Raw genomic sequence first — 14,394 nt, 5'->3', positions numbered from 1 at the left:
TTATGAGATTAAGTACGAGAGAGAAAACAGGATTTATGAGATGAAATTGGAAATGAGTTCAGTTGATGAGACACTATTTATAGCAGAAATCGCTATCATGGAGGCTGGTTGCCAATGTCAGTAGGAGAACAGAACGAATTGTATGTCTATGTGGGTTCCTATACAGATGAGCGCAATGCAAATGGGATTTCATTGTATGCGTTCAATCCTTTGAACGGAGAAATGAGGTTGGTGGAATCGTATACGGATTTGCCAAATGCTTCGTTCCTTGCTCTGAATGATGCGCGGACGATTTTGTATGCGGTGAGTGAAACAGAAACGTACAACGGTCGTTTTGGAGGCTCCGCGGCAGCTTATGCGATAGAAGCCGGCACGGGGAGACTGGAGAAGTTGAATCAGCAGCCTACGGACGGAGCTGCTCCTTGTTATATTAGCTTGGACCATACTAACCGAACGGTGTATGTAGCGAATTACTCAAGCGGCAGCGTGACCGTTTATCCGGGTGAAGCGGACGGGCGGCTTGGCGAGCATACGCAATTGGTGAAGCACGAAGGCCTATTGGGGCCGCGAGCGGATCGCCAAGAGGCTCCGCATGCGCATTCGATTGTTCCGGCACCGAACAATCGGTATGCGATTTCAGCCGATCTGGGCCTCGATCGGCTGGTGGTTAGCAAGATAGACGCGGAGAGCGGCTTGCTTCTGCCGCATGGCGATGCGGCGATGAAGCCGGGCGCAGGCCCGCGGCATTTGGTTTATAGCGCGGACAGTCGGTACGTGTACGCGATCAATGAGCTGGACAGCACGGTTACCGTGCTGGGCTATGAGGCAAACGCGGGAGTTCTGACCGCGCTGCAGAGCATTTCGACGCTGCCGGAAGGCTTCAGCGACGAGAGCACATGCGCGGACATCCATCTCTCCGAGGATGGCCGCTATGTGTATGCATCCAACCGCGGACACGATAGTATCGCGGTTTATGGGGTTGACCGACAAAGCGGCACGCTTTCGGTCGTCGGTTGGCAGTCGACGCTCGGGCGGACGCCGCGGAACTTTGCCCTATCGCCGCAGGGGGAGTTCCTCCTAGCGGCGAACCAGGACTCGAACAGCATTACAGTATTCCGCATTGATGGGGAAACTGGAATGCTGCTTGAAACAGGGCAAACGGTAGCGGTATCGCGACCGGTTTGCATCAAGTTTCTTTAGGACATAGAGAGCGAGTACCCATGCAGCGTAAGCTGTTTGGGTGTTCGCTCTTTTTTTGTCCTGCTTGCAGAGTGCCAATTCCTGACTTGCTAAGGTTTTCGAGTACGATAGGCTCGGAAATCGACTTCTCAGCCTGCCAATTCCTGAAAAACATGCTTAATGACTCGAAAACTCCTACTCAAACAATACTCACTGATATAGCAGCAAATTTAGTAAGCAGCCGTAACAAACCAAAAATTAGTTGCACATGCAACTAATCAGGCATATACTAAAATAGTAGCAAGTGCAACGATTCGGAAGATCACTACTATTTTGCTCAAACAGAGGAGACATGTTTATGATCGAAAACAGGAATTCGATACCAAGGTGGGTCTCACTCATTTACCGTTACGGGCAAATGTATATTGGTGAGCATTTGAAGAAATACGACATCGGCAGAGGGCAGCATATTTTCATTAACGCGCTGTATAAAGAAGATGGTCTCACGCAAGAAGAGTTGGCGGATTATTTGAAGATTGATAAAGGTACGACTGCTAAAGCGCTTAAAAAGTTAGAAGAGCAAGGCTACATAACCCGCACGGTCAGTAAAAAAGATAAGAGATGCAACGAAGTTCATCTGACCGAGAAGGCGCTGCTGATTAAGGGTGATGTGCGGAAGGTGCTGACGGACTGGCGAGAACGTCTAACGTTCGGTTTAACGGATGAGGAGAAACAACTGGCTTTGACGATTTTGGAGAAGATGGGGGATAATGCGTCCCGTTTCGCAGAGGAGCAGGTGGAGCCATGAATATGAAGCTTGCAAGTTCGCTGTTTATCGATAAGCATTTTCATGCATTAACGCATCGTAATTATCGGTATCTTTGGTTAGGTCAGTGTGTATCGCTTATTGGAACTTGGATGCAAAATATTGGGCAGTCTTGGCTCGTTCTTACGATCACTGGCTCGCCTCTTAAACTTGGGATTGTTGCGGCATGTCAGTTCCTCCCAATTCTCTTATTTTCCTTGTTTGCAGGCATTATCGTCGATAAGTTTCCAAAGAAGAACATCCTGCTTGTAACGCAAACGGTCGCGATGATTCTAGCCTTTACATTGGCTATACTCGTCCTGACGGATACGGTAAAGTACAGCTATATCATTGTGCTAGCGCTGCTGCTGGGGCTTAATAACACGCTGGATATGCCAACGAGACAATCGTTTAATATAGAAATCGTGGGAAAAGAAGATCTGATGAATGCCATAGCTCTCAATTCAACGACATTTAACATGGCAAGAATCGTTGGTCCTGCGATTGGTGCAGTGATGATGGCTTGGCTAGGTGCAGGCTGGTGCTTCTTGCTCAATGGGGTTAGCTTTCTGGCTGTCCTGTATGGATTGTTTCATATTCAAGCCGCGCCCTATGTTCGGAAGAAGAACTCACGCGATGGAATAATGAAGGAAATTAAAGATGGAATTGTCTACATTGCGAGAGATCCTTTGCTAGCACAGACTGTGCTTCTCGTAACGGTGATCGGCACGCTTGCTTTTAACTTTAATGTACTCATTCCGGTTTTTACTAAAAGTGTGCTGCATATGGGAGAAACGACGTATGGCACGTTAATGTCATGTCTGGGTGTGGGTTCTTTCGCGGGGGCTCTTACGATGTCATTTCGCAGTAAGCAAGGGCCAATGATGAAATTAAGTATTGTAGCCAGTTTGGTAGTTGCGGTTTGTTTGGTTTTAAATGGACTAAGCACTTCCGTTTGGGTGTGCGGTGGATTGTTAGCTTTAACCGGATTTTTCAACATCATATTTGCAACGAACAGTAATTCTTCCCTTCAGATGCATGCTAAAGAGGAGTATCGCGCACGCGTAATGAGTGTGTATTCACTTGTATTTGCGGGTTCCACGCCGATAGGAAGTATATTTGCTGGTTTTGTAGCTGATCGATATGGTGCGAATGGGGCTTTTGTCTGTTGTGGCGTGTTAACTGGTGTGCTATGTCTGATTATTATTTGGAATTATAGGAAGAAATCTGCTAAAAAATCTCTTGGGGAGATAGGAACTGCATCATAAATGAGAGGGAATGTTATTTTTTATTGCAAAAATAACCATTTTTTGGATTGTCAATTGTTGGTGTATCCGCTACAATATGAGTTATATTCATGTCGTTATTGGGGAGGGAATCTTGTGCTGGGTTTTTTGAAAAAATGGATGCATACACCAAAGCAGGAACCTACGAACGCTGTGGATTATAAAACGATGGAAATCGACGTTGTTATCAAGTGCTTTGTGTCGGATAAAGACAAGCCGTTTCGTGTGATTTTTAAAGTGGAGAAACAAGGCTCATTCTTTTCCAAAGATATTTTCGTGAAAAATGTGGATATTAAGACACCCTACGAACTGGTTTATAACTTCTCCACACTTGGAATGAACTATGAAGAGCTGAAGAAGTACGAAAGCACAGATCATGCTGAGTACAGCTTTGCGACTTTGGAAGAAGCCAAAAAGGTGAAAGATACAACAGTCGACTACATACGCTTTCTTATCCGTGAGCATCAACAAGAAACACTCGCAAAAATTTCATAGGATTCAACCAAAAAGGAGCTAGCGTGATTCTCGTTAGCTCCTTTTCTGTATAACCTCGTGGGCCGCTGTAGTTTGGTATTGGTATAACACTGCGCCTCAAGGAATGTTTCTTTATTTTGCTGATTCACCTGCAGCTGCTTCCGTTTTGTGCTGCTGCACGATTTCTTTCAGTCGGAATTGGCGAAGCTTCGTAATCGATGCAAATTTGGAATCAGCACCCTTGATTTCGAAAAATACTTTGCCATCCTGAATCTGTAGAATTTTTCTTGTGTTCACATAGCAATCCGTATTGACCTTGAAAAAGGAGCTATTTGTAGTAATTTCTTGAATTTGCTCAGTGGTCATGCGTTTTTTAATGTGATAGTTTTTCCCATGGAAAGAGACTAGCCCATGTTCTCCGACTCGGAAGTACATAATATCCTTCTCCAGTGCGAATTCCTCATAGGTGTTTCTTGTTTCGAGCGCTACATTCATTTTGTAATCCCCCTTTTAAAATGATAACGCTTACATTGAGAACGTTTTCATCTTACCATATTTTAAAAGAGATTTAAAGTAGTTTTAAAGGTAAAATTACCAAAGGACCTAACTATAATGAGTTAGATCCAATAGTTAACAGCAGATTTTGACGAAAGAAATCGTATTTCCCCGGAAATAATTAGACGACTACGTTGCGCGCCACCCAGACACCAGCAGCCCCAGCTTGAGCCAAGCCTCGTGTAATTCCAGCCCCGTCACCGCCACAGAACAAGCCTTGTATCTCGGTTTCGAAGCTTTCACTAAGTTTAGGTCGAGCGGAATAGAATTTCGCTTCAACCCCATAGAAAAGAGTATGCTCTGAAGCTATACCTGGCGTTACCTTTTCAAGTGCATGAATCATTTCAATTAAACTTTTCATTGTATTGTAGGGAAGTACAAGTCCTAGATCACCAGGAACAGCTTCTGATAAAGTCGCCTCAAGGAAGCCTTCGCGAATCCGATCAGCCGTTGACCTGCGTCCACGCATGATGTCCCCAAATTTCTGCACGATCACACCGCCGCTGGATAAGTCATTCGCATGTTTACATATTTCACGCGCATATTCATTCGGCTTATCGAAAGGCTCAGTAAATTTATGAGAAACGAGCAGGGCGAAGTTCGTATTACTAGAACCTAGTGCTGGATCCTTGTAAGAGTGGCCGTTCGCTGCCATGACGCCGCTGTGATTCTCGACCACAACATGACCGGATGGATTGCTACAGAATGTACGTACTCGTGTCCCCACTGATGTATTATAAATAAACTTACCTTCATAAAGATGCTCGTTGATTTCGCGCATAACGACATCCGAGGTTTCTACGCGGACGCCTACGTCGACTTGATTGTTATACATTTTGAGTCGGCGCTTTTTGAGCACTTGCGTTAACCACGCAGAACCGTCTCTACCCGGCCCTAACATTACTTGTTTACTATGAATATCTGTACCATCCTTCATACGAATGCCTTGGATAACATGCTTGTCTTCCCGTTTGAAAGTTAGAATATCTTCAACTTCAGCTTTGAACTGCATATCGATACGTGTTTTCAAATATTCATAGATGGATTTCAAAATCATTAAGTTTTGTTCGGTTCCCAGATGTCTAACCTGAGCGCGAAGCAGCTTTAAACCTGCAGCATAGGAGCGCTGTTCAATATCTTTTACGGCCTCAGTCGTAGGGTCCGTAATGTTCTCGGTTGCACCATGCTGTAGATTAATGCCATCCACATAACGAATCAGATCGATCACTTTGGTTGGTGCCAAATAATCCGTCATCCAGCCGCCGAATTCGGTAGTGATGTTGAATTTGCCATCGCTATAAGCGCCCGCACCTCCGAAGCCAGCCGTAATGGAACAAGCAGGAAGACAGCCAGAGAAGTCCTTTTTGCCTGCCGGGGGAGGACATAGCTTGATTTTACTTTCCAGGATCGGACAACTGCGATGGTATATATCATGGCCTTTGTCTACGAGCAATACTTTAGCTTTAGGGTGAAGCAGTGTCATTTCATAACAGGCAAAAATACCGGCAGGTCCTGCACCAACAACGATAAAATCATATGTTTTCATTGCAATCTCCTCTGGATTATTCATTTTTGGACACAAAAAAACCCAGCCACACGGGTATGCGAAAGCAAGTACCCGTCGTAGCTAGGAAGTTATGGCTCCCTCTAGAGACCCTTAAGCCAATCCTCAAGGATATACGAACGATTTATACGTATGTGGCTATTACTTACCGACTTGACTATCATAATACGAACATTAAATGATGTCAATTAGATAATGTTCGTGTAATCTTCTTTATACAACAATGGAAATCGTAAAGCTGGTTTCGGCTTCTGAGCTGCTGACATGAACGGTTCCGTTATACTTGTCCACTAGTTTTTTGACAATGCTCAAACCTAAGCCGGCGTGGAGTCCGGATTCTTGTTTCGTAGAAAAGCCAGGATCGAATATACTTTTTAGACGATCGCTTGGGATAGGTTCACCGTTGTTGATCACCTTGAATGTAAGTAAATTTCCTTCCAAAACACCAATTAAGTTGACTTCTTTGTCCTCTGCCTTTTTGGAAACAGTAACGGCATCAAATGCGTTATCGATTAAATTGCTGATGATTCGAACCAAATCTGTCGCTTTGACAGCACCAAGGTTGATCTGATTTAAATTACTGACTTCATGAAAGAATGTAATTTTGCGCTCAACGGCCTGTATAGCCTTAGACTGAACAATCGCGCATAAAGCAGGCACGTTAATTTGAATAATGTCATTCAAAGCTGTCGTTTCACCAATAATCTCGGTGGTGTAACGATCTAATTCCGTATATTCTTTCAAATGAACGAGGGAATGTATTGTAGCAACATGATTATTGAAATCATGACGCTGTTCTTTCATGGAACGGAACAGTGAGCCGATATGATCAACGTAAACTTCTTGGATGCTTTCCGCGGTTGCTTCTCGATTCCGATTGATGAAGCGGATGCTCAGAATAACTAGGATGAATGCGATAAGTGCGGTTGATCCGATCAAAATGAGCAGGTTCACTTGCTGTTGTTGAATTGATTTTTGTACGGTTTCATAATCAGCTGTCAAACCGATAACAACAGGGGAATCCAGTTGAAGCGGAATGAACATTTTGAGATAGGTTTTTCCGTCGATCGTGGTGATAAGCTGCTTTGTTTGCTTCGATTGCATGACGGCTTGAACCATCTCTTGATCCCGATTATCTTTCATCGTATAGGATCCGAACAATATTTCCCGATCTGTGAACCAGATGTAGCCTTCCTTTTTATACTGTTCCTGCTGCTTCAGGAAGATCGGCGGATTGTAAACGGCAATTTCTTTGGCTCCATGGTTGGTGTAGCCATGAATCATTTCATTAATAACAGCATCCACACCCGTTTCCCGTTGATAATCTCGGAAGAACGTATCATGCACGTAGGGATCGAGAATATAATTCGTGCGGCCATCATAGTAATAGCCCCATTTGTCAACAAACTGGGGGTTTGTCATAGATGTATTCATGGGTCCTGACCAATAATGAGGCAGCGCTTGGCCGCTTTGTACATTAGTTTCTTTGGTGTCTAAAAGCTGATTGAACGCTTGAAACCAATCTCTGGACCATGTTTTGGTGCTCATGTTAATCTCCTTGGGCTCGGAGGATTTGTAGCCAATAATATCATCACCGCTTCGTTTCATTAGTGTAATATGATCGATCATTAACTCCTTACTTAGAACAGTAAGCTCTTCATTCGTCACTTTCTCAATGTCGGGATCGAGTCGGTATTGTGCTGCTAACGAGGCTGTACGCAGATTTTGGCCGATTAGGTTCTCTACGTATTTCTCACCAGTTTTGGAGTGTTTAATCGAGATGGTGACGTTATCTGCGATAAGCTGCAGCTTGGTTTCAAGTTCGGAAGTTAGCATCCTTTTGGTATAATAGTAGAATACGCTATCCGTAAGTAGTACAATAATTAAGGAAATCATTAGGATAAAGATGGAAGAGCGCAGGTGGATTTTTGGCTTCGGTTTATGTAGTTTGTTCATGTTATCCTCCTAATATGGCCATATCTATCAACTATCATAGTATAAAAATACATAGAATCACACACGAAAAATGGAGGTTTTTATGAAAGTAACATTTCTGGGTTGCGGGGACGGTTTTAGTATCGAGCAAGGGCATAATAGTGCTCTTCTTACCTTTGAAAATACGAATTTATGTATAGATTTCCCTGAGTCTAATCACCTTGGGCTGCATCAATTGGGAATGAAGCTCAATCAGATCGAGCATATTTTTATCACTCATCTGCATGAGGATCACGTGAATGGCTTGCAGAAACTGGCTTTGTATCACCGGGTGTACCCGAACAGAATGAAGCCGAAGCTTTATGTACCTACCGGTTTAAAAGACGATTTGTGGCAAATCTTGCGCCACGGATTGGAGCTGACAACGCGGGGCAAGCGCGTGCTTGAGGACTATTTTGACGTCAAATGTGTGGACAATGCGTTTACGGTAGCGGGTGTGAAATTCGAACTTGTCCCTACCTTGCATGTGCCGGACATGCTTAGTTACGGTCTTCTATGCAATCCGTATTTTTACTTTAGCGGGGATACCAGAATGGATGAAAGCTACATTCGGAGTATCGCCGATGAGGTGCAAACCATTTATCACGAATGTCATATGCAGGATGATCAGCTGCCGTCGCATACGTCACTCGATGAACTGCTGAGTCTGCCGGAATCCATTCAAGCGAAGATGATTCTTATGCATTACGTGGATGATTATGTGCAGACGGATCGGCGGGAGAAGTTTCATCAGGTGTATAAGTTTCGGTTGGCTGAGCCTTTGCTTGGGTATATGTAGAGTGTCACGCCGATAAGCCTCAAGCGGTGTATAGCTTGCAGCAATTGAAGGACCTCCCTTATAATAGTTCTTACAAGGGAGGCGGTAAATATGGCAAATCAATTTGCCGGAATAAGTAACGACTCATGCAAAGCCTTTCATTAGGGCGATCTTTGCATGGGGTGATTTGGAAGTCGTGATCGCCCGAGAAAGCTTAAATCGTTTCTAATAATGGGGCTTTGCAACTTATTTTATTTTTATCAAAAATAAGGGGCTGAAAAGCAATGAATCAACCATTCATTAGAAACCATCAATATAATGATATCAAGAAGCAGGTCGGTCTGCTGCAAAGTACCTGTAATTCCGTTTCCGATCGGAAAGTGGTAGAGTCGGTGCGATATAACGCGCAAGACAAACTGAACGAGGTGTTTCCGGAAGCAAATGAGCTGCAAAAGCAAGCACTGGGGAATATAACGCTGCTGCAAACAGCAGAAGAGTTTCAGCGCTATTTGCGTTCTTTGGAGCCTTATTTGGCGGAATTTGCGCAAGTGACGGAAAATCAGCTGAAGAAGCTTTTTCCCAAAATCAAAAAATTAAAGGTGCCCGATTTAACGGCCATCGACTATCGGTACGTGACGTATCTCGGCTGGTCCGATATCGCGACGAATAAATTGTTCCTCGTTTATCATCTGAACGGGAAGCTCGTTGGAATTGAAGGGAAATATACGCCGACGAATAAGAAAGGCATTTGCTTTGTGTGTAATCGGCATGAAGAGGTTGCGTTATTTATGGCGGTGACCAAATGGAAGCCGGCAAGCGCTACGCCTGATTACTACAGAGCAATCGGCAATTACATGTGTGTGAACAGCGAGGCTTGCAACAAGAATATAACCGATGTTACCGTGTTGGAGAAATTCATACAGGGCGTGTTGATTGGTCCTTAATTGCCGCGCTGTATATAGATAATTAATAAAGAAGAAGCGGAAGCCGAAAGAGCGGTTTTCGCTTCTTTGCTATTGTATAGGGAATTATGATACTCGTGAGACGCCGAAACGGCGCTTAAAGCTGTAAGTTTTGATGTTTTGTGCGTTTGAGGAGCCGAAAAGCGTGCCGAAAGCGCCTTTTTGGCGCTCTCAGGCGGAGCTGAGGTTGCGTTGCAATTTCTATGTTATCTGAAAATATGTCCAATGGTCCTTGAATATCGTCATGGTAACGCTTTCTCAAAGTCATTATAGTTAGGTTGTGGTAAACAATAGAGCAACGGGGTGATGAGGTATAAGGAATTGTAAGGTTAATAAATGTTCTAATGGTACGGGGAGTTAATAAAAGAGCGATAAAAGGCTCCATTGGCGTGGGTTTTCCTTTTGATCGCTCGTCGGTAGTGAGACTGAATTCTTGCGAAATTCAATCGTCACTACAATTTTGACACAAATCGAGCTAGAGAAGCAAGTCCATTATTCTGTGTTCAAATTGAAGGGAGATTATATACATGGTTAAGATGAAAAGTTTTCAAATGTTGGGTTTAACCGGGCTATCCTTGGCAATGGTGCTATCAGGTTGTTCTTCAACTAAAACGGCGACTTCGTCTCCAGCTGCGGCAACACCAGCTGCTTCAGCGGCAGCTACCAAAGCGCCAGAACCTGCGAAAAGCGCGGAAAAAGTTACGGTAAACTTCTGGACGCCATTCTCAGGTAATGATGGTCCATTTATGAAAAAAATCGTCGACAATTACAATAAATCACAAGAAAAATATACCGTGAAAATGACGATTCAGCCAAATGCCGATTACTATAAACTGCTGGATACAGCGATCGCAACGAAAAAAGGAGTTCCTGATGTAGCGATCATGCATCTTGACCAAACGCCTACGTATATTGCTAAAGATTTGCTGCAGCCATTGGACGAAGTAGCAAAATCCGTTGGTGTTGAAAAAAGCAACTTCCCTGCTGCAACGGTAGATTACTCTACAAAAGATGGCAAATGGTACAGCATTCCTTTGGATGTTCATCCATTAATCATGTATTACAATAAAGATTTGTTCAAAGCTGCCGGTATTACAGCGCCTCCAACCAATCGTCAAGAATTTGTAGATGCTGCGAAAAAGCTTACCGATCCTTCCAAAGGTGTTTGGGGAGCGGCAATGCCAACTTTCTGGATTCAAAATTTCTTGTTCCCGACCATCCTATTCCAAAATGGCGGAAGCTTTTTAGATGATAAAGGGAATATTGCTTATAACTCACCGGCTGGTGTAGAAGCCGTTACATTTATGAGAAGCTTAACGACGATGAAAGTATCCCCTCCTACAGTTGCGCAAGATGGTGACTTCAACTTGTTCCAACAAGGGAAAAGTGCCATGCACTTCAATGGTCCTTGGTCCAAGGATGCTTTCGATAAAGCCAAGATCAACTATGGTGTTGCACCCGTTCCACAACTAGGAACCGTCAAACAGGCTGTTTTCGGCGGATCACACAACTTTGTCATTCCTAAATCAACGACAGATGCCAATGTTCTTGCAGGTGCCGGAGATTTCTTGAAATTCGTATCTGCCAATTCGATTGATTGGGCAGAGTCCGGTCAAGCAGTTGCTTCTAAAGTCGTACGTGACAGCGCGGCATTTAAAGCCATGACACAGCAACAAACAGAAGTTGCTAAGTCTTTTGATTATGTTCAATTTGCACCTAAAGTATTAAATTGGGGTCCAATTTCCGACAGTATTTGGACGGAGTTAGCGAATGCTTTGCAAGGTAAGAAGGATCCGAAAGCTGCGCTTGATGATGCAGCAGCCAAATCTACACAAGCGATGAAAAAGTAAGTCATAGTGAAAGGAAGGAAGACGGGTATCGTTTACCCGTCTTCAATTCTAAGTATAGGAGGGAATCCGTTGTCAACAACATCAAATTGGAAATCAAAGCTGACTTCAAGCTTATTCATATTGCCGTATTTTCTAGCCTTTTTATTGTTTACGCTCTTTCCAATCATTTATGGCTTTATCATTAGTTTAAAGCAATATAATTTACTGGATCCTGTACATCCGTTTGTTGGATTAGACAATTATAAGCAAATTTTTACGAAGGGTACGCAACCAAATGACCTCTTCTTCATTGGGATGAAAGCGACTTTGAAGTTTGTCGTCTTTTCGGTTCCATTTTTAGTTATTGTAGGTTTAGGCTTTGCTTTGCTGCTAAATGCACTTCCCGCAAAACTTCGGTCACTTTTTCGGTCGATTTATTTTATTCCCTATGCCGTTTCAGCAACGGTCATGGCCGTGATTTGGAAGCGAATGTTCGATGTTACCGGCGGATTTATCAATATGTTTATAGCAAAGCTGGGAATTCGTGAGTTCGACCCGGTTCCATGGCTGCTGGATAGCCCCTTCGTATGGTTCGCATTGGTTATTGCTACGCTTTGGTGGACTATTGGCTTTAACATGATCATTTTTGTGAATGCACTTAATGGCGTACCTGAGGATCTTTATGAAGCAGCCAAAATAGATGGAGCGAATGGCTGGGATAGACTTAAAAGCATCACAGTCCCGTTTATTAGACCTGTAATTATCTTTGTACTCATTACTTCGACCATTGCATCCTATAACGTCTTCGCCCAGCCCAATTTAATGATGGGGGATAAGGTTGAAGAGACGAAGGTTTTATTAATAGGTATTCTGCAAACGGCTTACACAGCCAGAGAAATTGGTTCTGCTTCTGCCATGGCTATTTTAATGGGATTAATGATTATGATTGTTTCTATTATTCAATTTAAAGTCACAAATAGAAAGGAGTAGAGGACGATGAAACCTTCGAAGATTTTTTATGTGCTGTTGGCTTCGCTGCTAGGCATCATTTTTATCCTTCCAATGCTATGGATGTTTTCAAATTCGTTTAAAACAGATGCTGAAGTGATGGCGCCTGTGTTTCATTTGCTGCCTCAAGAATTTACATGGGATAATTTCCATACGATTTTTGTGGGTGGCGATGTAGAGGTTCCTATTTTTCGCTGGATATTCAATTCATTTTTTGTGGGCTTTGCCGCAACGGTCCTGATTCTATTGCTGGATACTATGGCCGCTTATGCATTAACAAAGCTGGACATTCCTTTCAAAAAAACATTGTTTGCTTTATTCATAGGCTCATTAATGGTTCCAGGGATTATTTCATTCCTTCCTCAATATTTGAGTTTCAGTAATTTGAATTTAATTAATACGTATTATGTACTCATTTTACCGTATTCCGGCGGAGCTCTCGGTGTATTTTTGTTAATACAATTTTTCCAATCCTTTCCTCATGAAATTATTGAAGCTGCGAGAATCGACGGGGCTAATAAATGGCACGTGTTCACGTCCGTACTGCTGCCTTCTTCTGTTTCAATTGTTACAACACTCGCTATTTTCACATTTATGAGTGTTTTCAATGATTACGTATGGCCGTTCTTCACGGTCACTGATTTGGAAATGCGAACCCTTACAGCGGGAGTTGCCGTTATGGCAACAGGAAGCTTTACGGCATCCTATGGTAAATTAATGGCTCTAGCTACATTATCAACGATCCCAACATTAATTATATTTTTAATTGGTCAGAAGCAATTCATTCAATCCATTACAGCCACAGGGGTTAAACAGTAAAAAGGAACGCTGTCAAAGGTGGTTTTTCATATGCGCATGTTGATTGCTTTATTAGGTTGTATCCTGCTATTGGCGGGATGTTCGAAAGGGGTTGTAGAGGAAGCTGTGAAGGAAACCAATAGTACGGTATCGCCATCAAAGGAAGCGAAAACATTTACGAATCCCATACTAGACAACGGAGCCGATCCATGGGTCACTTCGAAGGATGGGACCTATTATTATACACATACAACGGGAAATTCGATTCGAATTTGGAAGTCGCAAACGTTAACAGGGCTTTCAAATGCTGAATATAAGGACGTCTGGTTTCCACCTGTTTCAGGACCTAATACTTCAAACATTTGGGCACCTGAATTACATTTTCTCAAAGGAAAATGGTATATCTACTATGCAGCAGATGACGGTCAGAATGAGAACCATCGGATGTTTGTGCTTGAATCGGAGACAGAGGATCCTCTAGGGAAATATATAGACAGGGGAATGATGGACACTTCTGGCAGATGGGCTATTGATGGAACAACGCTGCAAAAAGAGGATGGATCGTTATATTTCATTTGGTCGGGCTGGGAAGGTACGGTGAATGTAAGTCAACATTTGTACATTGCACGGATGAGTAATCCGTATACGATTAGCGGAAAACCAGTAGAAATCTCAAGACCCACCTATGACTGGGAATTGGTCGGGAATCCTACCATTAATGAAGGTCCACAGGTATTGATGCATAAGGATCAAATTTTTGTTATTTATTCGGCAAGCGGCAGCTGGACCGATGACTATTGTCTAGGGATGCTGAGTGCACAGATGAAAAGTGACTTGTTGAATCCTGCCTCATGGTAAAAACATGATAAAGCCGTATTTTCAAAAACAGATCAAGTATTCGGACCCGGTCATAACTCTTTTGCGAAATCACCAGATGGGAAAGAGGATTGGATTCTGTATCATGGCGCGAAAACCCAAGGCTCTGGCTGGAATCGCAACGTGCGTATGCAGCCATTTAAGTGGAATCAAGATGGATCGCCGAATTTTGGGACTCCGATTGCGGAAGGGATTCCAATTGCTGTACCTAGCGGTGAATAGAATTTGATAAAACAAGGTTGTCCTCAAGGTCTATGACCTTTTGGGATAGCCTTATTTTGTTTTCTGCTAAATGTGCGAATATCT

Annotated in this window: 12 protein-coding genes, 1 pseudogene and 1 riboswitch; of the genes and pseudogenes, 10 read left to right on the top strand and 3 right to left on the bottom strand. The window is 43.2% G+C overall.

Annotation, left to right across the window (positions count from 1 at the left end):
* Window positions 1-114 precede the first annotated feature (114 nt).
* The 4 genes from QFZ77_RS32225 (at window position 115) to QFZ77_RS32210 (ending at window position 3,765) form a co-directional block, all read left to right on the top strand.
* Window positions 115-1,200, top strand: a complete 1,086-nt coding sequence (locus QFZ77_RS32225) for a lactonase family protein (protein ID WP_307446303.1) — start codon at window positions 115-117, stop codon at window positions 1,198-1,200.
* A gap of 337 nt (window positions 1,201-1,537) precedes the next feature.
* Window positions 1,538-1,987 carry a MarR family winged helix-turn-helix transcriptional regulator gene (locus QFZ77_RS32220; RefSeq protein ID WP_307446301.1) on the top strand — a complete coding sequence of 150 codons (450 nt, stop codon included), beginning with the start codon at window positions 1,538-1,540 and terminating at the stop codon, window positions 1,985-1,987.
* The gene (locus QFZ77_RS32215; RefSeq protein WP_307446298.1) at window positions 1,984-3,252 is read left to right on the top strand and encodes an MFS transporter; all 1,269 of its coding nucleotides are present in this window, start codon (window positions 1,984-1,986) and stop codon (window positions 3,250-3,252) included. Before QFZ77_RS32220 ends, QFZ77_RS32215 begins: the two co-directional genes overlap by 4 nt.
* 114 nt (window positions 3,253-3,366) lie before the next feature.
* Window positions 3,367-3,765, top strand: a complete 399-nt coding sequence (locus tag QFZ77_RS32210; protein ID WP_056836124.1) for a hypothetical protein — start codon at window positions 3,367-3,369, stop codon at window positions 3,763-3,765.
* A gap of 111 nt (window positions 3,766-3,876) precedes the next feature.
* Here QFZ77_RS32210 and QFZ77_RS32205 read toward each other — a convergent pair whose 3' ends face one another.
* The 3 genes from QFZ77_RS32205 to QFZ77_RS32195 all read right to left on the bottom strand — a co-directional run bounded on the left by QFZ77_RS32205 (window position 3,877) and on the right by QFZ77_RS32195 (window position 7,819).
* Window positions 3,877-4,239 (bottom strand): LytTR family transcriptional regulator DNA-binding domain-containing protein, encoded by a 363-nt coding sequence (locus QFZ77_RS32205; protein WP_307446293.1) that lies wholly within the window; start codon window positions 4,237-4,239, stop codon window positions 3,877-3,879.
* A gap of 181 nt (window positions 4,240-4,420) precedes the next feature.
* Window positions 4,421-5,845 (bottom strand): NAD(P)/FAD-dependent oxidoreductase, encoded by a 1,425-nt coding sequence (locus QFZ77_RS32200; protein ID WP_307446290.1) that lies wholly within the window; start codon window positions 5,843-5,845, stop codon window positions 4,421-4,423.
* A gap of 58 nt (window positions 5,846-5,903) precedes the next feature.
* A riboswitch (purine riboswitch) is annotated at window positions 5,904-6,002 on the bottom strand.
* Window positions 6,003-6,076: 74 nt separating this feature from the next.
* Window positions 6,077-7,819: a sensor histidine kinase gene (locus QFZ77_RS32195; protein WP_307446287.1), complete on the bottom strand. Its 1,743-nt coding sequence runs from the start codon at window positions 7,817-7,819 to the stop codon at window positions 6,077-6,079.
* 82 nt (window positions 7,820-7,901) lie between these two features.
* On the opposite strand from QFZ77_RS32195, the gene QFZ77_RS32190 reads away from it, so the two are divergent.
* From QFZ77_RS32190 to QFZ77_RS32165, 6 genes and pseudogenes are all read left to right on the top strand, one after another.
* Window positions 7,902-8,636 (top strand): MBL fold metallo-hydrolase, encoded by a 735-nt coding sequence (locus tag QFZ77_RS32190; RefSeq protein ID WP_307446285.1) that lies wholly within the window; start codon window positions 7,902-7,904, stop codon window positions 8,634-8,636.
* A 263-nt stretch (window positions 8,637-8,899) separates the two neighbouring features.
* Window positions 8,900-9,559, top strand: coding sequence for a FusB/FusC family EF-G-binding protein (locus QFZ77_RS32185; protein WP_307446282.1), 660 nt, complete (start codon window positions 8,900-8,902; stop codon window positions 9,557-9,559).
* A gap of 545 nt (window positions 9,560-10,104) precedes the next feature.
* On the top strand, window positions 10,105-11,427 hold the full coding sequence (locus QFZ77_RS32180; protein ID WP_307446279.1) for an ABC transporter substrate-binding protein: 1,323 nt from the start codon (window positions 10,105-10,107) through the stop codon (window positions 11,425-11,427).
* 69 nt (window positions 11,428-11,496) lie between these two features.
* Window positions 11,497-12,396 (top strand): carbohydrate ABC transporter permease, encoded by a 900-nt coding sequence (locus tag QFZ77_RS32175; RefSeq protein ID WP_307446275.1) that lies wholly within the window; start codon window positions 11,497-11,499, stop codon window positions 12,394-12,396.
* Between the two features lie 6 nt (window positions 12,397-12,402).
* A complete protein-coding gene (locus QFZ77_RS32170; protein WP_307446271.1) occupies window positions 12,403-13,233 on the top strand; it encodes a carbohydrate ABC transporter permease in 831 nt (276 codons plus the stop codon).
* A 30-nt stretch (window positions 13,234-13,263) separates the two neighbouring features.
* Window positions 13,264-14,310: pseudogene (locus QFZ77_RS32165) on the top strand (glycoside hydrolase family 43 protein).
* Window positions 14,311-14,394: the final 84 nt, after the last annotated feature.

Origin of the sequence: Paenibacillus sp. V4I3 (assembly GCF_030817215.1) — a bacterium.
GTDB lineage: Bacteria > Bacillota > Bacilli > Paenibacillales > NBRC-103111 > Paenibacillus_E.
This window is presented reverse-complemented; position numbering and strand designations above follow the sequence as displayed.

Bases quoted from the DNA above. Each gene is read 5' to 3' on its own strand.
- QFZ77_RS32220 (WP_307446301.1), top strand. From the start codon at position 1,538: ATGATCGAAAACAGGAATTCGATACCAAGGTGGGTCTCACTCATTTAC.
- QFZ77_RS32205 (WP_307446293.1), bottom strand. From the start codon at position 4,239: ATGAATGTAGCGCTCGAAACAAGAAACACCTATGAGGAATTCGCACTG.
- QFZ77_RS32200 (WP_307446290.1), bottom strand. From the start codon at position 5,845: ATGAAAACATATGATTTTATCGTTGTTGGTGCAGGACCTGCCGGTATT.
- QFZ77_RS32185 (WP_307446282.1), top strand. From the start codon at position 8,900: ATGAATCAACCATTCATTAGAAACCATCAATATAATGATATCAAGAAG.
- QFZ77_RS32170 (WP_307446271.1), top strand. From the start codon at position 12,403: ATGAAACCTTCGAAGATTTTTTATGTGCTGTTGGCTTCGCTGCTAGGC.
- QFZ77_RS32190 (WP_307446285.1), top strand. From the start codon at position 7,902: ATGAAAGTAACATTTCTGGGTTGCGGGGACGGTTTTAGTATCGAGCAA.
- QFZ77_RS32195 (WP_307446287.1), bottom strand. From the start codon at position 7,819: ATGAACAAACTACATAAACCGAAGCCAAAAATCCACCTGCGCTCTTCC.
- QFZ77_RS32215 (WP_307446298.1), top strand. From the start codon at position 1,984: ATGAATATGAAGCTTGCAAGTTCGCTGTTTATCGATAAGCATTTTCAT.
- QFZ77_RS32180 (WP_307446279.1), top strand. From the start codon at position 10,105: ATGGTTAAGATGAAAAGTTTTCAAATGTTGGGTTTAACCGGGCTATCC.
- QFZ77_RS32225 (WP_307446303.1), top strand. From the start codon at position 115: ATGTCAGTAGGAGAACAGAACGAATTGTATGTCTATGTGGGTTCCTAT.